Annotated in this window: 17 protein-coding genes; 10 read left to right on the top strand and 7 right to left on the bottom strand. The window is 73.6% G+C overall.

Annotated features, from left to right (window positions below; translation table 11 throughout):
• Positions 1 to 19: 19 nt before the first annotated feature.
• Positions 20 to 1,864 (bottom strand): polysaccharide deacetylase family protein, encoded by a 1,845-nt coding sequence (locus DSM104329_RS25350; protein WP_259312647.1) that lies wholly within the window; start codon positions 1,862 to 1,864, stop codon positions 20 to 22.
• Between the two features lie 154 nt (positions 1,865 to 2,018).
• Between DSM104329_RS25350 and DSM104329_RS25345 the strand changes: the two genes are divergently transcribed.
• Entirely contained in the window at positions 2,019 to 2,270 is a 252-nt protein-coding gene (locus DSM104329_RS25345; RefSeq protein ID WP_259312646.1) for a hypothetical protein, read from the top strand.
• A gap of 21 nt (positions 2,271 to 2,291) precedes the next feature.
• Here the strand turns inward: DSM104329_RS25345 and DSM104329_RS25340 are convergent, their stop codons facing one another.
• From DSM104329_RS25340 to DSM104329_RS25325, 4 genes are read right to left on the bottom strand one after another with little or no spacing between them, the layout of a single operon-like run.
• Positions 2,292 to 3,032 carry an acyl-ACP thioesterase domain-containing protein gene (locus DSM104329_RS25340; RefSeq protein WP_259312645.1) on the bottom strand — a complete coding sequence of 247 codons (741 nt, stop codon included), beginning with the start codon at positions 3,030 to 3,032 and terminating at the stop codon, positions 2,292 to 2,294.
• Complete coding sequence (locus DSM104329_RS25335) at positions 3,029 to 4,216, bottom strand: glycosyltransferase family 4 protein (protein ID WP_259312644.1); 1,188 nt, start codon at positions 4,214 to 4,216, stop codon at positions 3,029 to 3,031. The genes DSM104329_RS25340 and DSM104329_RS25335 overlap by 4 nt, the downstream gene beginning before the upstream one ends.
• Positions 4,213 to 5,424, bottom strand: a complete 1,212-nt coding sequence (locus DSM104329_RS25330; protein ID WP_259312643.1) for a glycosyltransferase family 4 protein — start codon at positions 5,422 to 5,424, stop codon at positions 4,213 to 4,215. The genes DSM104329_RS25335 and DSM104329_RS25330 overlap by 4 nt, the downstream gene beginning before the upstream one ends.
• Positions 5,425 to 5,452: 28 nt before the next feature.
• Entirely contained in the window at positions 5,453 to 6,343 is an 891-nt protein-coding gene (locus DSM104329_RS25325; protein WP_259312642.1) for a class I SAM-dependent methyltransferase, read from the bottom strand.
• Between the two features lie 29 nt (positions 6,344 to 6,372).
• On the opposite strand from DSM104329_RS25325, the gene DSM104329_RS25320 reads away from it, so the two are divergent.
• From DSM104329_RS25320 to DSM104329_RS25310, 3 genes are all read left to right on the top strand, one after another.
• Positions 6,373 to 7,326 (top strand): CgeB family protein, encoded by a 954-nt coding sequence (locus DSM104329_RS25320; protein WP_259312641.1) that lies wholly within the window; start codon positions 6,373 to 6,375, stop codon positions 7,324 to 7,326.
• Between the two features lie 252 nt (positions 7,327 to 7,578).
• On the top strand, positions 7,579 to 8,265 hold the full coding sequence (locus DSM104329_RS25315) for an apurinic/apyrimidinic endonuclease family protein (RefSeq protein ID WP_259312640.1): 687 nt from the start codon (positions 7,579 to 7,581) through the stop codon (positions 8,263 to 8,265).
• Positions 8,266 to 8,353: 88 nt separating this feature from the next.
• Complete coding sequence (locus DSM104329_RS25310; RefSeq protein ID WP_259312639.1) at positions 8,354 to 9,331, top strand: hypothetical protein; 978 nt, start codon at positions 8,354 to 8,356, stop codon at positions 9,329 to 9,331.
• A 20-nt stretch (positions 9,332 to 9,351) separates the two neighbouring features.
• Here DSM104329_RS25310 and DSM104329_RS25305 read toward each other — a convergent pair whose 3' ends face one another.
• Entirely contained in the window at positions 9,352 to 9,843 is a 492-nt protein-coding gene (locus tag DSM104329_RS25305; protein ID WP_259312638.1) for a hypothetical protein, read from the bottom strand.
• A complete protein-coding gene (locus tag DSM104329_RS25300; RefSeq protein ID WP_259312637.1) occupies positions 9,843 to 11,087 on the bottom strand; it encodes a glycosyltransferase family 4 protein in 1,245 nt (414 codons plus the stop codon). The genes DSM104329_RS25305 and DSM104329_RS25300 overlap by 1 nt, the downstream gene beginning before the upstream one ends.
• Positions 11,088 to 11,112: 25 nt before the next feature.
• Here DSM104329_RS25300 and DSM104329_RS25295 point away from each other — a divergent pair, with 25 nt between their 5' ends.
• The 6 genes from DSM104329_RS25295 (at position 11,113) to DSM104329_RS25270 (ending at position 16,647) form a co-directional block, all read left to right on the top strand.
• Complete coding sequence (locus tag DSM104329_RS25295) at positions 11,113 to 12,069, top strand: glycosyltransferase family protein (RefSeq protein WP_259312636.1); 957 nt, start codon at positions 11,113 to 11,115, stop codon at positions 12,067 to 12,069.
• Positions 12,070 to 12,303: 234 nt separating this feature from the next.
• Complete coding sequence (locus DSM104329_RS25290) at positions 12,304 to 13,536, top strand: ABC transporter ATP-binding protein (protein ID WP_259312635.1); 1,233 nt, start codon at positions 12,304 to 12,306, stop codon at positions 13,534 to 13,536.
• Positions 13,523 to 14,380 (top strand): ABC transporter permease, encoded by an 858-nt coding sequence (locus DSM104329_RS25285; protein WP_259312634.1) that lies wholly within the window; start codon positions 13,523 to 13,525, stop codon positions 14,378 to 14,380. The genes DSM104329_RS25290 and DSM104329_RS25285 overlap by 14 nt, the downstream gene beginning before the upstream one ends.
• Positions 14,377 to 15,057 carry a class I SAM-dependent methyltransferase gene (locus DSM104329_RS25280; RefSeq protein WP_259312633.1) on the top strand — a complete coding sequence of 227 codons (681 nt, stop codon included), beginning with the start codon at positions 14,377 to 14,379 and terminating at the stop codon, positions 15,055 to 15,057. The genes DSM104329_RS25285 and DSM104329_RS25280 overlap by 4 nt, the downstream gene beginning before the upstream one ends.
• A gap of 35 nt (positions 15,058 to 15,092) precedes the next feature.
• A complete protein-coding gene (gene rfbC, locus DSM104329_RS25275; protein WP_259312632.1) occupies positions 15,093 to 15,638 on the top strand; it encodes a dTDP-4-dehydrorhamnose 3,5-epimerase in 546 nt (181 codons plus the stop codon).
• Positions 15,639 to 15,699: 61 nt separating this feature from the next.
• Entirely contained in the window at positions 15,700 to 16,647 is a 948-nt protein-coding gene (locus tag DSM104329_RS25270) for a COX15/CtaA family protein (RefSeq protein WP_259312631.1), read from the top strand.
• The last annotated feature ends 143 nt before the right edge of the window (positions 16,648 to 16,790 follow it).

Raw genomic sequence — 16,790 nt, 5'->3', positions numbered from 1 at the left:
GCGTTCCCGCCGATTCGCGCTATTTGCCGGAAACTCGTAGAACGAGTTCGTCGCCGCGCACCGGCGGTGCGACGAAGCGGGGAATCGCGAGCGGTGGGCTGGCGGGCGTCACGAGCTCCGGCGCGTTGACGACCCCGGCGGTGTATCCAAGAGCACGGGCGAGCTGCTGTACCGAGTCGTCGACGTCTCGGTCGGGGACGCCGAACGGATACGAGAACGCCGTCGGCGGATATCCGACCCAGCGGGCCAGGTCGGCGCGGCTGTCCTGCATCTCGGTCCGTCGGACGTCCGCCGTCATCCAGCGCAGCGAGACGTGCCTGCGGCCGTGCGCCCCGATCGTCACGTGCTTGGCGAGCTCTCGCACTTCGTCGACGGTGAGCGGGCGCGGATCCTCGGCATCCGGCGCGGCCGCCCAAGCTCGGACCTGCGCGAGCGCGGTCTCGATGCGCTCGGGTGTCTGCACCTGCAGCCATCCGTGCAGGCCGCGCCGCGCGAGCTCGCGCTGCACGGCGTCGTGCGCGGGCCAGGTGCGGACATCGCCGTCGAGCGTGACCGTGAGCGGCTGGGTCGCCTGTGCGGCGTGCAGGAGGCGCACCAGCTCGTCCCACCAGAACCCGCGGCCGTCGGCGACGTGGCCCGTCGAGATGAACACCGTGACCGGGACGCCGACGTTCCGCAGCGCCGGCAGGTTGTCGGCGTAGCCGTCGTCGAACGTGATGGCCACGGCCCCGTCCGGGAAGTCGCCGGAGGCCAGCTGCTCGAGGGGCACGATGCGGTCGCCCAAGGCGTCGATGTGCGAGACGAAGTCCGCGGGCGAGACCGCGAGCCCCAGCGGGTCGTGGGCCACGTCCGCGACCCGGTGGTAGAGCAGGGCCGTCGCGCGGGGCGCGTCCGAGGCGCGCCGGAGGGCCGGAATTCGCGGCAGGCGCCGCTGCGGCTCGGGGACGCTGGGACGGAACGGCGTGGCATCCGTGGCGGGCTGCAGGTCGCGGTGGGCCACGATGGGCGCCGCGAGGGCGCCCGCGTTCTCGGCCGCGCGCCCGGCCCGGTCGGTGGCGGTCGCCAGGTCGCCGCGCACGAGCGCCGCTCCGGCCCCGGCCGCGCCGCTCGCCGCGTTCCGGAGCGCGTCAGCCACGTCGCGCCGGCGCCCTACGAGCTGTGAGCGCCCGCCGTAGCGCAGCCGGCGTGCGGCGAGATCGCGGCTGCGCAGTTCGCTGACGCGGACGACGCGCTCGACCCGAAGCTCCGGGCGATATTCCGCGGTCCATCCGGCGGCGGCGAGCTCGCGCTGGGCGTGATGCTCCTCCGAGAACCAGTCGCGCTGCCCGCCGCGTGACGGCCAGAACCCGCCGGCGCCCCGCAGCGCGGCCGTGCGGAAGCTGACGTTGCCGCCGTGGAAGGTGCGCTGCTGCGCGTCCAGTTCCATCGCCTCGGTCCCGTAGTCGAGCGGGGCGAGCGCGACGAGGAGGCCGTCGCCGAGCCACCGCGGGCGTGGGGCGTCGAAGCGCAGGGCGATCGGGCCGCCGATCGTGGCCCGGTCGTCGGCCGCCGAGTCCCAGGCGGAACGCAGTGCCTGACGCCACCCCCGGGCGACGGCGACGTCGTCGTCGAGGTACGCGATGACCTCGGTGCCGCAGGCGGCAAGCGCCGCGTTCCGGGCCTGCGCGATGCCCGGCGCCGCCTCGACCACCTCCGCCCCCGGGGCGAGCCGGCCGGCGAGCTGGCGCAGCGCGACGACCTCGGCGGGGGCGAGGCCGGCCGCAGCGACGATCGGTTCGTCGACCTCTCGGCCGAGCACGCCGAGGCATTCGGGAAGCGCGGAGGACAAGCGATCGAGGCAGACGGCCACGCGGATCGTCGGCATGAGCTCAAGCTACTAGTGGGCCCGCCGCAACCCGGGAGACCCACCAGAGCCGCGAAGCGTCGCCGCGGTCGTCGGCTCCAGATGCGAACATATGTTCGTGACCTCTTCCGGCAGACCGTATGCCCGTTTCCGCCGCGCCCTCGCCACGGGCAACATGGACCTGATCCGTGCCGCCGCAGCCGAGTTGCCGCAGGTGAACCTCGGCGACGCCCTGTCGGTGTGCATGGCGATCTCGCAGGCCGAGCCCGGCCGGTTCGAGCGCGCGGCCGTGCGCTGGCTCGCCCGGTTCTGCGTGGAGCGCCCCGCGGCCACCGTCGCGGAGGTGCGCGCCGCGGCGGCGGCCTTCGAGGCGATGCCGCGGGCGCCGGAGCACGCGCTCGAGACGCTGCAGACCCTGTGCCGATGAGCACCGCAGAAGGCCGCGACGTCACGCCGCCGCGGTTCCGCCGGCGGCGATCGAGGCGAGGATCACCCCATCGGAGTTCGTGATCCACAGCATGTCCCCATCGTGTGCGACCCGCGCCGGCCCGGGCTGGGCGGGATCGCGGTACTCGATCTCGGCATCGAGCTCCGCCGGTTCGTCGCCGAGCGCGAGGCGCTCCTCGAGCACCTCCCAGTAGGCGGCGTTGTTCACGTGATCGGCGAGGTCGGTGTCGGACGCGCGAAAACGCCAGTCGAAGCGACGCGCGCCGTCGGGCGGCGAGGGATGGCGCGCGCGTGCGCGCGCGGCGCGGCGGCCCGCGGCGGCCTCGCCGTAGACGTCGAGGAAGCGATCGTCGAAGCGGGCGGGCAGGAGCGTCTCCCAGTCGAGGAAGATCCAGAGCGCGTCCGCCTCGACCTCGGCCCCGCCCTCTCCGCGCAGGCTCGTGCGGCGCTGGGCCCATCGTGGGCCGATGCCGCTGCAGAACGTGTGCAGCGTGACGGGCTCGTCGAAGCGGGGAAAGCGACGGACGAGCAGTCGCGTGCGGCGCACGACCCACGACCCCGCCTCGGCCAGGCCGGCGTGAGCGACGTCGTCGTACGCGACGTCCTGCAGCCAGCGCGCGAGAGTGTCCATGCGCACCCGGCCCGCGGGCGTGACGTCGCCGAGACGACCCCGCGCGCTGCCCGTGAACACGCGGCCCCGTTCGGGGACCGCGACGAGAACGTCGCCCGGCTCACGGCTCACGTCAGCCATCTCACCAGCGCGGTCTCGAGTTGCTCGGCCGCTCGCGGCCACGTGCGCCCGCGCGCGTACTCGACGCCGGCGGCGCTGCGCCGGGCACGCTCGTGATCGTCGTCCATCAGCCGCTCGATCGTCGAGCACAGCGCCATCGGGTCCGGGCGCGCGAGGGCGATCGGGCCGTCCTCGTCGAACGTCGCGACCATGGACTCGCTCGCCACGTCGACGACGGGCAGGCCGCACGCGAGCATCTCGGTCGGCACCAGAGAGGGGTTCGTCAGCGAGAGCACCATGCCCAGCGTGGCTTCGCAGTAGAGCGCCGCGAGCGAATCGCCGTCCAGCACGCCGCCGTCCGTGTGACGGAAGCCGGCGTCGATCGGCCGCGCCTCCCCGAAGAGCACGATCCGCAGGCGCGGCCGGCGGCGGGCCAGCTCGCGCAATGCGAGCACGCCCAGCGGCACGGCTCGCCGCGCGGTGACCGCGCGGGCGTAGAAGACGACCGTGTCCGCCCGGCGGTCCACGCCGGCAACGGGGGCGTAGACGGCGTGGTCGATGCCGAGATCGAACGCGTCGGCGCGGGCGCCGTACCGCTCGCGCAGCACGCCCGCCAGCCATGGCGAGGCGGCGATCGCCGGCAGGCCCAGCGCGTACGTCTGCTCCGCCCACATCCGCTCGGCCGACGTTCCGTAGAACTCGGGTTCGTGGTCCTGCACGAGGTAGCCGCGTGCGCGTGCCCGGTCCAGGCGGAGCACGCGGTAGACGGTCTGCCAACCCGTGGCGAGCACGACGTCAGCTCCCCGCCATGCCGCGAAGTCCGCGTGCACGTCGCCCGAGAGGCCGCCGAACCATCCGCGGAAGGACGCCTCGACGTCGTCGGGGGACCGGCCCGAGTGCGTGCCGTCTGAATCCTCGATCCAGACCGAGCACGTGTGCCCGCGCGCCTCCAGCCCCCGCAGCAGGTGCATGACCGTCGAGTGCCCGCCGGACCCCCGGCGAAACTGCGGCACGACGACCGCCACCCGCAGGCGGCCGGCGCCCGAGGCGGCAGCCGCCGGGGCCGGTTCGGTCGAGGGTGCGAGCGGCGCCTGGCCGTCGCGCAGGTACTCGAGCAGCGCCTCGGGCGTCGTCACCTGCAGCGGCCCGGCGTCGGGCCGTCCGAGCACCCGCCGGGCGAGGTCGCGGGCGTTCACGTCGGCCGCACCCTTCGCCACACACGCCGCAGCGGCGCCAGCAGCCACCGCCATGGCGCTCGCTCGACCACCGCGTCCAGTCGCTCGAGCGGGACGACGCGGTACCGGAGCTTGTCGCGCTGGGAGACCACGAGCGCCTGCGCCTCGATCGCCGCCCGAACGTCGCCGAGCGCCCGCGCCACGCCGGGGGCGGCCTGCGGCTCGGGACGTCGTGCCACCTCGCGCAACGCGCATGCCATCACCGCGCCGGCCTGCTCCCAGGAGGGCCACGTCCGCGCGGTCGCCAGCGCGCCGCAGCGCAGCCGGTGCAGCAGCGCGCGATCCCGGGCGAGGAGGTCCAGCGTGCGCGCGGTGCCGCGCGGGTCGTCCCAGTCCACCACCATCCCGTTGACGCCGTGCTGCACGTATTCCTCGTGACCCGTCACCGCCGTCACCACGCACGTCGCGCCCATGTGGAAGCCCTCGAGCGGCGGCCCGAACATCCCTTCCACGCGCGAGAGCTTCAGGACGACGTCCGACCGCGCGTAGAGCGCGGCCATCTCGTCATGCGAGAGCGGGCCGACGACCTCGTCCGCGCCCGCGGAGTCGAAGTCGCGGGCTCCCGTCACCACCGTCACCGACCGCGGCTCGCGCATCGACCCCACCGCCGCCAGAGCCTCGCCGACGCCCTTGAACCACACCGCGGGATTGCCCTCGATGACGATCCGCAGCGGGCCGCGCAGCCGAACGTCGAGCTCCGCGGGCGACCGGAACACGTCCTTCGAGATCCCGTTGCGGACGAACAGCGCGCGCACCTCCGGCCGCAGCTCCTCGAGCGTCTCGGCGATCCACCGCGCTTCGGTGATGACGTGCACCGGCAGGTCATGCGTCAGGGCGGCGCCGAGGCGCTGCGGCTCGTCGCGCCGGTAGAACCGGTCCTCGAGCGACTGCACGAAGTACGCCCGCCGGCCGGCGTCCATCGCGAACAGCGCCTCGGTGGTCTCCCACCAGGTGGCGACCGCCACGTCGAACGGCTGCGCGCGCGCGTCGCCGAGCGACAGCACGCCGACCTCGCCCAGCCCGCGGAACCGCCAGTCCGGATCCTCCCGCTCCCGCGCGAGCACGAGCGATGCCTCGATCCCATGGCGCGCGAGCTGGCGGGCGTGCTCGACCACGACACCGACGCCGCCCGAGAGCTGCAGGTCGTTGACGAGGAACGCCACCTTCATCGGGCGGTCCTCCTCGTCAAGGCGCCCCTCACGGAGCGGCCGCGCCGCGCCGCGCCAGGGTCTCCGGCGTCTGGTCGCGCACCTCCTGGGGCGCATTGAGTCGCGCCAGCTCGTCCGACGACCACTTCACGTACGCGCGCAGCTCGGCGAGCTCTGCTTCGAGCACCGCGAGCGTCGACTCGCGCTGGCGCTCCCACGTGCGCCGGCCGTCGAGGTCGGACGGGATCGCCAGCGCCTGGGAGGCGAGCAGGCCCGCCTGGGGGCCGAACGCGGCGAGGAAGTGCGATGGCACCGCGTCCGCCCGCGGGCGCACGGGCGGCATGTCGAGGGTGCCGTCGAAGTGCTCGAGGACGAGGTGCGAGCCGTCGAGGGGGACCTGGTGGGCGATCACCGCGTCCGCCGGAAGCAGCCGGCGGAGCTCCTCGAACGAGCCCTCGCCCCACATGGTGTGGTGGTACGGGTTCTCCAGCGCCCAGAACGCGTCGTTGGGCACGCTCAGGACGACGGTCCAGCCCTCGGACCCGAGCTCGATCAGCGCCTCGACGAGCGGGACGAACGTCTCCAGGTGCTCGATGACCTCGAAGCAGGTGATGGCGCCCGGGCTGCCGGCGCTCACCGCGGCGCGGACCTCCGCGACGCCGGCATCGGTCGCCAGATCGGCACGGATGCGGACGATCTCGCGCGCCCGCAGGTCGCGGCCGGCCTGGCCGAGCGCGTCGGCGTCGGCGTCGACGAGCACCACGCGGCCCAGCGCATCCGAGCCGAGCGCGTCGGCCGCGGCGACGCCCGCCCCGCAACCGAGATCCGCCCACGACGGCGCGCCGCGCACGATCGGCGCGGCGGCCGCGTAGCGCAGGTCGTGCTCGACGCGGATCGAGGGCTTGGTGTCGCGCGTGATGCGCTCCTGCCAGTCGGCCATGGCGTGCCGCAGCGTATCTTGCGGGCGCGATGGCGCCTGTCTATCCGAGCCCGCGCTTCGGCGAGCCGCTGCGGCTGGCGTTCGTGGGTCAGCAGACGTACTTCGAGGCGTGCGCGCTCGACGAACGCTCCGACCGCGTGCGCACCGTGTACGTCGACTTCCGCGAAGGCGCCGACGCCGATGCGATGCGCGCGGCGCTCGATCGCTTCGTGCCGCACGCGGTGGTCGTGTTCCGGCCCGAGATCGTTCCGGCCCACGCGTTCGACGGCCTGCGCGCGCTCACGGTCGGCTTCCTCACCGAGCCCATCCCGCGCGTCGCCGGCCGCAAGGCGCATCCGGACCTGCGGCGCCGCCGCGCGGACCTGCGCAAGGCCGACCCCGGCAACTTCGATCGCACGGTGGCGTTCGACCCGCTCATCGTGCCGACCGCCGACGCCATCCTGCCGGTCTGGCGGGCGCTGCCCATCCCGGTCGCCGACCGCTTCTACGCGTCCGCGCCACGCGATGGGGGCCGGGCCCCCAGGCTCGCGTTCGTCGGCCGCTCGACGCCGCACCGCGAGACCTTCCTGCGCCACCCCAAGCACGAGCTCGACATCCTCCATGTCGCGTTCGGGCTCCACGGCGAGGAGCTCGACGCGCTGATGCGCGACGTCGACGTCGCCATCAACCTCCACAACGAGCCGTACCCGAGCTTCGAGAACCGCGTGTGCCTGCACCTCGCCGCCGCCCATCTGGTGGTCAGCGAGACGCTGTCGCCGACGCACGGGCTCGAGCCGGGCATCGACTACCTGGAGTTCTCCGAGCCGGACGAGCTGCTGTCGATGCTGCGGACCGTCTCGCGCCATCCCGAGGCCTACCGGCGCGTGCGCGTGCGGGGGCGCCGCAAGTCGGAGCAGTACCGCGCGAGCCGCGTCTGGCCGCGGCTCGTCGAGGATGCCTTCGCGGACGTCGAGGCGTTCGGCACGTCTCGGCGCGGCCGCTGAGCGCGCGGGCGTCAGGGGTGGCCGCGGCCGTTGAGCGCGCGGGCGTCAGGGGTGGCCGCGGCCGCTGAGCGCGGGCGGCGGTGGGGCGGGCCGCGGCCGCTCGAGGATGAGCCGACCGGAGCCCTGGGCGGCGGCGGGGTTGTCGAGTCAGGGGTCGAGCGCGACGAGGCCGAGGCGGCTCGGAACGGTTTTCCGCTGCGTGCGGGCGGTTGCGTCTCGCCGTCCGATCAGCCGACTAACGTTGCCGACCCCATGGTTCCCCTCCAGCTCCTCGAACGCGGCCCCGTCGCCCAGCATCATCCGCTCGGTGCGTCGACGGGCTACATGGCCGAGGACCGGGGCGATTGGGAGGCGCTGGTCGAGCAGGCGCTCGTCACGTCGTCGTTCGCGGTCGAGCTCGCGGCGCTCTCCGAACGCGAGCTGCCGGGGCTGCTCGAGTACCTGGACTCGACGCCGGCCCTGCCGTTCCGCTACCTCTCGGTGCACGCCCCGGTGAAGCACCGCATGGTCGGCGAGGCCGCGCTGGTCGAGCGGCTGGCCGCGCTGCCGCCGTGGGTCGATGCGATCGTCGTGCATCCCGACGTCATCGACGATCCTGCGCTCTACCGGCGGCTCGGCTCCGCGCTCGTCGTGGAGAACATGGATCCGCGCAAGCCGGCGGGCCGCACCGCCGCGGAACTCGCGCCGCTCATGGCCCAGCTTCCCGAGGCGGGCTTCTGCTTCGACGTCGCCCACGCGGCCGCGGTCGACCCCAGCCTCCAGGAGGCCCACCGCCTGCTCGACCGCTTCTGCGGGCGCCTGCGCCACCTGCACGTCTCCTCGCTGGACGAGGACTGCCACCACATCCCGCTCGCTGACGCCGACGAACAGGCGTGGACCTCGGTGCTGCGGCGCTGCCGCGATGTGCCGTGGATCCTCGAGGCCCCGCTGGCGTCCTGAGCGACGCGTCGGCGCCGGCGCCGGCGCTCGTCGCGGGCGCGCGCGGTGCCGGCGAGCACGCGATGAGGCGGTCCGCGATGCTGGCGGGGTGACCGCCCCGCTCGAGAGGCTCGCCGCGCGCACCGCCGACGGCTTCCCGAACCTGACCGCGGCGCGCGAGCGGACCGCGCGGGAGCTCGCGGCCGCGCGCGATCGCCTCGCCGCGCTGCCGTTCGATGACGACGTCGCCGTCGTGCTGTTCGGCTCATGGGGGCGACAGGAGCTCACGCCCGGCAGCGACGACGACTGGCTGGTGCTCGTCGCCGGCGACCGCCGCGATGACGTGTGGCCGCCGGTGGGCGACGTCGAGGCGGTGCTCGTCCGCGAGCCGGGCGGCCAGGCCCTGTTCGGGGAGACCGCTTTCGCCGGGGAGCTCGCCGGGCGGATCGGGCTCGACGAGGACACCAACCGCAACCTGACCCGGCGGATGCTGCTTCTGCTGGAGTCGGTCTGGGTCGGCGGCGAGGACGCATGGCGAACGAGCCGCGAGCACGTCCTCGACGGCTACCTGCGCGGCGACGTCAAGGACCACCGGCCGCCGCGCTTCTTCCTCAACGACGTCATCCGCTACTGGCGCACGATCACCGTCGACTTCGTCGGCAAGGAGCGCGCCGGGGGCGGTGAGAAGGGTGCGCTGCGCAACCTCAAGCTGCGCCTGAACCGCAAGGTCCTGTTCGCCGGCGGGCTGCTGCCGCTGCTTCTGTGCCACCGGTTGCGCGCCGGCCAGATCCGGGGCGAGCTGCTGCGCCAGTTCGAGATGCCCGCGACCGACCGGCTCGCCGAGGTCTTCCTCGAGTTCGATCCCGACGCCGGGGTGCGCGCGATGTCGGCGTACGACCGGTGGCTGGGGATGCTCGGCGACGACGACGTCCGGGCCGAGCTGTCGTCGCTCACGCGCGACGAGGGCGACCGCAACCGTGCCTTCCGGACCGCGCGGCGCGACGCCGACGACCTCCAGAACGGGCTCCTCGCGCTGCTGTTCGAGACGCCGCTCCTGCCGCTCGTGCGCGAGTACGGCATCTTCTGACGCGCAGCTGCGCGCCCCGCTCAGTCCAGGTAGAACGAGTCGAGCACCGTCTGCGAGTCGAGCACCCGCGCCGGCGTCCCGCGCCGCACCGACACCGTCAGGACGTAGAGCCGGTCGTCCTGGCGGGCGACCACGGCGACCCGCCGCACCCGCCGCTGCGCGTCGTCGGCGACGACCTCCCGGGCCGCGTCGGCGCCCGTGACGTCGACCGCCTTGTCGCCGGCGACGTGCCCGCCACCGCCCTCCGCGAGCGCCGCCCGTGCCGCGGGACCGAGCGCCCGGCCCTTCGCCGGCAGCGTTGCGATCCGCACCGCGCCCGGCGCCCCGCGCGCGTTGAGCACGACCGAGCGCCCGCCCGAGGCCACCTCGGTCAACGCGGTCGGCCGGTAGACGTGGGCGCCCTGCGAGGAGAAGCGGGCGTACCCCTCCGGTGGGCCCGCCGTGCTCGCCACGCCGACGATCGCGCCCAGGCCGGCCACCGCGAGCGCCACCGAGACGAACGCCGTGCGCATCAGCTCTCGCTCCGCGATCGCAGCCACCACCGGACGCGCCGCACCGGCGCGCTCAGCCGGAGGAACGCCCCGCGCAGCCACACGCCGACCTTGTAGGCGTTCTGCTCGCGCAGGTCCTTGAGCACGCCCGACGTGATCGTGTGGTCGATCGTCAGCCGTTGCGACACCGCGAGGTTCGCCTGCAGATCGCGCACGAGCCGCCGGCCCACCGCCTGCGGCGACGGCGGCGGCTCGGCCGCGATCCGCCGCAGCGCGAGCGCCATGAACGCCCCCGACTGCTCGACCGACGGCCATGCCCGCGCCGTCGCGAGCGCCCCGGTGCGCAGCCGGTGCAGCAGCGCCCGGTCGCTCGCCAGGAGGTCGAGCATCCGCGCGGTCCCGCGCACGTCGTCCCAGTCGACGACCATCCCGTTGACCCCGTGGCGGACGTACTCCTCGTGGCCGGTCACGGGCGTCACGACGCACGTCGCGCCCATGTGGAAGCCCTCCAGCGGCGGGCCGAACATCCCCTCCACGCGCGACAGCTTCAGCACCACGTCATGCGCGGCGTACAGGCGCGCCATCTCGCCGTGCGGCACGGCGCGCACCACCTCGTCGGCCCCGGTGGGCACCTCGCCCTCGCGATCCGGCGTGACGAGCGTGACCGACCGCGCCTCGTCCATCGCCCCCGCCGCGGCGAGCGCCTCGCCGACCCCCTTGAACGCGATCTGCGCCGAACCCTCCACCAGCACCCGCAGCGGCCCGCGCAGCGCGACCGGCGCCGCCGGCGGCGAGACGAACACGTCCTTGGCGACGCCGTTGCGCACGAACAGGACCCGGTCGCCGCCCGGCCCCCGCAGCGCCTCGAGGCAGCGCACGATCCAGCGCGCCTCGGTGACGAACCGCACCGGCAGGTCGAGCGCCAGGGCCGCCGCCATCCGCTCGGGCTCCTCCGGCAGGTAGAAGCGGTCCTCCAAGGACTGCACGAACGAGGCGTAGCGCGCCGCGGACAGGTCGAAGAGCTGGTCCGCGGTCTCCCACCACGTCGAGACGGCGACGTCGAAGCGCATCCGCCGCGCCTCGTCGAGCGGCACGACGTGCAGGTGCTCGAGTCCGCGAAACGCCCAGTCCGGCTCGGCCTGCTGCTGCGTCAGCACGAGCGAGACGTCGAACCCGTGGCGGCGGGCGAGCTGCGACGCGTGCTCGACGACCACGCCGACCCCGCCCGACAGCTGCAGATCCTGGGTGAGGAAGGCCACGCGCATGGGCGGGTTACTGTACGGCCCGGCCATGCGCGAACCCCGCTTCGGAGAGCCCACGCGCGTCGCCTTCGTCGGCCAGGAGACGTACTTCGCCCAGTGCGCCCTGCACGCGCCGACGCGCGACCTCAAGCCGCGCTTCTTCGACTTCCGCGCCGGGGTCGGCGACGACGTGACCGCCCTCAGGGACGCGCTCGCCGACTGGGGCGCGCACGTCGTCGTCGTCTTCCGGCCCGAGATCATCGCGCCGGGGGCGTTCGTCACGCTCGACGCGATCACGCTCGGCTTCGTCACCGAGCCGCTGAAGCGCAGCGGCGGCGACGAGCACCCCGACCTCGAGTGGCGAGAGTCCGAGCTCGCCCTCACCGACCCGGCGAACTTCGACCGGGTCGTCGCCTTCGACCCCCACGTCGTCGCGACCGCCGACCGCCATGCGCGCGTGTGGCGCTCCCTGCCGCTGCCCGTCGACGACCGCCTGTACGCCCCCGTCGCTCCGAGCGCCGCGCCGCCGCGGATCCTCTTCGTCGGGTACTCGACCGACCATCGCGAGCGCTTCCTCATCAACGCCAAGCACGAGTACGACGTCCTGCACTACGCGCACGGCCTGCACGGCGACGAGCTGCGCGACGTGTTCGCCCGCACCGACGTCGCGCTGAACCTCCACGGGGAGCCGTACCCCAGCTTCGAGAACCGCGTGCTGCTGCATCTCGCCGCCGGCCACCTCGTCATATCCGAGCCGCTCGATCCCACGTACGGGCTCGAGGCCGGCATCGACTTCCTCGAGATCCGCCGCCCGGACGAGCTGATGACGCTGCTCTACCAGCTCAAGCGCCGGCCCGAGACCTTCGAGCGCGTCCGCCACCGCGGCCGCGCGAAGGCCGACGACTACCGCGCCAGCCGGGTCTGGCCGCGGATCGTCGGCGACCTGCTCGCCGACGTCCGGACGTTCGGCTCGGCCCGCGACGCGTCCGCCGCGAGCGCTCCATAGGTCGACGGCCGCGGCGGCCTGCCGGGCGTGTAGCCGAGGCTGCGGCTGTCGCTGCGCGGCGGCGAGGTCGGCGGGCGCGTGCGCCGCGACGGCCGGCGAGGCGGGCAGCGCGAAGCAGCACGCCAGCGCGGCGGCCACCGCCAGGCGGCAGCGGGTCATGACGGTGGATCGCACCGGCGCGCCACCGCTCGCGCGGGCACCGGAGCCGCCCACCGCCGCGAGTACGCTCTCTGCGTGTCGAGCCCCGCCCTTCCGGCTGTCGCCGTCGACGGTGTCTCGAAGACCTTCCGCCTGCCGCACGAGCGCGTCCACACGCTCAAGGAGCGGGCGCTGCACCCGATGCGGCGCATGGGTCACGAGGCGTTCCCCGCGCTGCGCGACGTGTCCTTCGCCGTCGACGACGGCGAGTTCTTCGGCATCGTCGGGCGCAACGGGTCGGGGAAGTCGACGCTGCTGAAGTGCCTGGCCGGGATCTACGCCGTCGATCGGGGCCGCATCTACGTCAACGGCCGGATGTCGACGTTCATCGAGCTCGGGGTCGGCTTCAACAACGACCTGCCCGCGCGCGACAACGTGATGATCAACGCGACGATGCTCGGGCTCTCCCCCCGCGAGGCGCGCCGCCGCTACGACGCGGTCATCGACTTCGCCGAGCTGCGCGAGTTCGAGGACCTCAAGCTGAAGAACTACTCGAGCGGCATGGAGGTCCGGCTCGCCTTCAGCGTGATGATGCAGGTCGACGCCGAGGTGCTGCTCATCGACGAGGTGCTCGCGGTCGGCGACGCCGCCTTCCAGCAGAAGTGCTTCGACGAGTTCGCGCGCATCCGCCGGGAGGGCCGCACCGTCCTGCTCGTCACCCACGACATGGGCAACGTCCAGCGCTTCTGTGACCGCGCGATGCTGCTCGAGCGCGGCTCGATCGTCGAGCTCGGCGAACCCGACCGCGTCGCCGCCCGCTATCTCGAGCTGAACTTCAACCGCGGCGAGACCGACGACGGCACGCCGCGCGACGAGTCCGACGCCGGCCGCTACGGCGACCGGCGCGCCGAGATCGTCGAGGCGTGGTTCGAGGACGAGGCGGGCGAGCGCGCCAAGACGGTCCCGACCGGCCAGCGCGCCGCCTTCTGCTTCCGCGCGCGCTTCCGCGAGCCGGTCGCCGATCCGCTCTTCGGGGTCGTCCTCGCCGACGATCGGGGAACGCCGGTCTTCGAGGCCTCCAACGTGCTGCTGCCCGCCTGCGGGGGGTTCGCGGCCGGAGACGAGGCGACGATCCGGATCGCGTTCGACTGCGTGCTGTCGTCCGGGCGCTACGAGGCGACTCCCGCCATCGCGCGCGGTGGCAGCGGCGTCGCGTGGATCGACCGGCGCGAGCGGTTCGCCTCGGTCGTCGTCACCGGTGCGCGCTCGACCGACGCGGTGCTCGACCTTCCGTTCGACCTGGAGGTGCTCAGCCGTGAGCGCCGCTGAGGCCAGCCTCGGCCGCCAGATCAAGGGGCCCTCGGCGGTCGGGACCGACCCGCGCCGCTTCTGGCACCTCACCCGCGCGCTCGCGGTCACCGAGTTCAAGCTGCGCTTCTTCGGCTCGGTGCTCGGCTACGCGTGGCAGGTCATGCGGCCGCTGCTGCTGTTCGGCGTGCTCTACGTCCTGTTCACGCAGATCATCGACGTCGGCAACGACGTCCCGTTCTACGGCGTGGCGCTGCTGCTCGGGCTCGTCCTCTACACGTTCTTCAGCGAGTCGACCGGCACCGCGGTGACGTCGATCGTCGACCGTGAGAACCTCGTGCGCAAGATCGAGTTCCCGCGGCTGGCGGTGCCGATGTCGGTGGTGCTGACGGCGATGTTCAACCTCGTGCTGAACTTCGGCGTGGTGGTCGTGTTCCTGCTCGCGTCGGGTGGCAGCGTGCGCTGGTCCTGGCTCGAGCTGATCCCGCTCGTGGCGCTCCTGGCCATCGTGTCGAGCGGCATGGCGATGCTGCTGTCGGCCTCGTTCGTGCGGGCCCGCGACGTCAAGCCGATCTGGGACGTCGTCCTGCAGATCCTCTTCTACGCCTCGCCGATCTTCTACATGATCGAGACGGTGCAGGAGACCGCCCCGACATGGGTCGCCAAGGTGCTCATGCTCAACCCGTTCGCGGCGATCCTCCAGCAGGCTCGCCACGCGATGGTCAGCCCGGAGTACGACACCGCCGCGTCCGCGATCGGAGGGACCTGGCGGCTGCTGATCCCGCTGGCGATCATCTTCGGCGTGTTCGCGCTCGGCTACGCGGTCTTCCGGCGCGCGGCGCCGCGGCTCGCCGAGGACCTGTGAGCGGTTGGCGCGCGGCGGCCGGCCGCGCATACACGCGGGCCTGGCAGCGCGGGCGGCCGCGGTCGGCGCGGGTCGCGCCGTACCTGCCGCAGCAGCCGCTGTCGCGCCGGTTCGGCCTGGACCGGGGGCGGCCCGTCGACCGCGTCTACATCGAGCGCTTCCTCGAGCGCCATCGCGCCGACCTCCGCGGCCGCGGCGTCGAGATCTATGAGCCGACGTACCTCGAGCGCTTCGGCGCGTGCGAGCGCATGGACGTCCTCGACGCCGACCCGGACGCCGCGCACGCCACGATCCGCGGTGACTTCGGCGCGCTGCCCGCGGGCACGTTCGACTGCTTCGTCTGCACCCAGACCCTGCAGCTGATCGCCGACCCGCTGACGGCGCTGCGCCAGGCGCGCGACGCGCTCGCGCCGGGCGGCGTGCTGCTGTTGACCGTTCCCGGCATCAGCCAGATCGCGCCCGGAGAGACGTTCCCCGACCACGTCCGCTACACGACGCACGGCCTGCGCGCGCTCGCGGCAGAGGTCTTCGACGCGGCGGAGGTCGGCGCCCACGGCAACGTGCGCACGGCCGCCGCGTTCCTCTATGGGCTGGCCGACCACGAGGTCGACGCCGCCGCGTTCGCGACCGACGATCCCGCGTACGAGCTGCTCATCACGCTGCGCGCCTTCCACTAGTGCAGCCGTCCGGAAGTACTAGCCTGCGACCGCCTATGCGACGCCTCGACACCCGCCTCGACGGACCGATCCTGCTCGAGCCGACCATCCACGGCGACGCCCGCGGGTTCTTCGTGGAGACCTTCCGCCGCGAGACGTTCGACGAGGTCGGGATCACGACCGAGTTCGTCCAGCACAACCACTCGCGCTCGAGCCGGGGCGTGCTGCGCGGCATGCACTACCAGCTCGGCCTCGCCAAGCACGTGCGTTGCGCGCGCGGCCGCATCCTCGACGTCGTCGTCGACGTGCGCCGCACCTCGCCGTGCTTCGGCCAGTGGGAGGCGTTCACGCTCGACGACGAGACCCACCACCAGCTCTTCGTGCCGGCCGGGTTCGCGCACGGCTTCGTCGTCCTCTCAGAGATCGCCGACGTCGTCTACCTGCAGGACGACTACTACGACCCGCAGCGCGACCGCGGCATCTCCTACCGCGATCCGGACATCGGCATCGCCTGGCCCGACGGCCTCGAGCTGCAGACGTCCGAGCGCGACGACAACCAGCCGATGCTGCGCGACGTGCCGCCGGAGGACCTGCCGGAGTAGGCGTCCACCCGGGCAGGCAAGCGGCGAGGCCGTCCTATCCTGTCGACCGGTGCTCGCCCGCGTGCCCCGCATCTCTCCGCGCACCTACGCGCTCATCACGCTGATCGCGCTGATCACGCTCGTGGTCATCGTGTTCACGGGCGCGGCGGTGCGGCTGACCGGGTCGGGGCTCGGGTGCCCGACCTGGCCGCGCTGCGAGGGCAAGGTCATCCAGACCGAGCTCGACTCGCACGCGGCGATCGAGTACGGCAACCGGCTGTTCACGGGCGTCGTGAGCATCGCGACGATCGCCGCAGCGCTGTGCGCGTTCCTGCGCCGGCCGTTCCGCAAGGACCTCGCCATCATCGGCGTGCTGCTCCCGCTCGGCGTCGTCGGGCAGGCGGTCCTCGGCGGGCTGACGGTCCTCTACGGGCTCGCGCCGGGCTTCGTCATGAGCCACTTCCTGCTGTCGCAGCTCGTGCTCGCCGCGGCGGTGGCCCTGGCCTGGCGCGCGCGCCACGAGCCCGGCGAGCGGCCGCGCGTCGCCGACCGCCTCAGCGTCCTGCCGGTCCGCGCGCTGCTCGTGTGGGGCGGGCTCGTGCTGTTCGCCGGGACCGCCGCGACGGGGGCGGGTCCGCACGCGGGCGCCTCGGGCACGGGCGAGGTGGTGCCGCGGCTGGACTTCTGGGGCGGCACGACGATGACGGACATCATCCACTGGCACGGCCGCATGTCGACGATCCTCGGGGTCAGCGCCGTGCTGATCTGGTTCCTCCTGTGGCGGCGCAGCGCGAATGCCCAGGTGCGCAAGGCGATGACCGTCGTCTGCGTGCTCATCGCGGTGCAGGGGATCGTCGGCTTCATCCAGTACGAGAACGAGCTGCCGCCGGAGATCGTGTGGATCCACGTCGCGCTGGCGACCTGCACGTGGCTCGCCCTGCTGTGGGCCACGGCGGCCGCCGGCACGCTGACGCCGGCGGTCTCGCGCGAACGTCAGCGGGCCGTCTCGGTCGAACGCGCACGCGTGTAGCCGGCCCGGGGGCGGGGCGCCGCTCGGCGCCACCAACGGCGGCGACGGCGGCGTGACCAGGTCCGGTCGCGACGGTGCGCGGACGACGCGTAGATGAAGGCGGGAGGCTCCATCGGCCGTGCGCGCACCCGAGCAGGTCGGCG

Source organism: Capillimicrobium parvum (assembly GCF_021172045.1).
Classification (GTDB): domain Bacteria; phylum Actinomycetota; class Thermoleophilia; order Solirubrobacterales; family Solirubrobacteraceae; genus Capillimicrobium; species Capillimicrobium parvum.
Note: the sequence above shows the minus strand (reverse complement) of the source record. Positions and strands in the feature narration are given on the sequence as shown.

Bases quoted from the DNA above. Each gene is read 5' to 3' on its own strand.
- DSM104329_RS25350 (WP_259312647.1), bottom strand. From the start codon at position 1,864: ATGCCGACGATCCGCGTGGCCGTCTGCCTCGATCGCTTGTCCTCCGCG.
- DSM104329_RS25345 (WP_259312646.1), top strand. From the start codon at position 2,019: ATGGACCTGATCCGTGCCGCCGCAGCCGAGTTGCCGCAGGTGAACCTC.
- DSM104329_RS25330 (WP_259312643.1), bottom strand. From the start codon at position 5,424: ATGAAGGTGGCGTTCCTCGTCAACGACCTGCAGCTCTCGGGCGGCGTC.
- DSM104329_RS25325 (WP_259312642.1), bottom strand. From the start codon at position 6,343: ATGGCCGACTGGCAGGAGCGCATCACGCGCGACACCAAGCCCTCGATC.
- DSM104329_RS25320 (WP_259312641.1), top strand. From the start codon at position 6,373: ATGGCGCCTGTCTATCCGAGCCCGCGCTTCGGCGAGCCGCTGCGGCTG.
- DSM104329_RS25315 (WP_259312640.1), top strand. From the start codon at position 7,579: ATGGTTCCCCTCCAGCTCCTCGAACGCGGCCCCGTCGCCCAGCATCAT.
- DSM104329_RS25305 (WP_259312638.1), bottom strand. From the start codon at position 9,843: ATGCGCACGGCGTTCGTCTCGGTGGCGCTCGCGGTGGCCGGCCTGGGC.
- DSM104329_RS25300 (WP_259312637.1), bottom strand. From the start codon at position 11,087: ATGCGCGTGGCCTTCCTCACCCAGGATCTGCAGCTGTCGGGCGGGGTC.
- DSM104329_RS25295 (WP_259312636.1), top strand. From the start codon at position 11,113: ATGCGCGAACCCCGCTTCGGAGAGCCCACGCGCGTCGCCTTCGTCGGC.
- rfbC (WP_259312632.1), top strand. From the start codon at position 15,093: ATGCGACGCCTCGACACCCGCCTCGACGGACCGATCCTGCTCGAGCCG.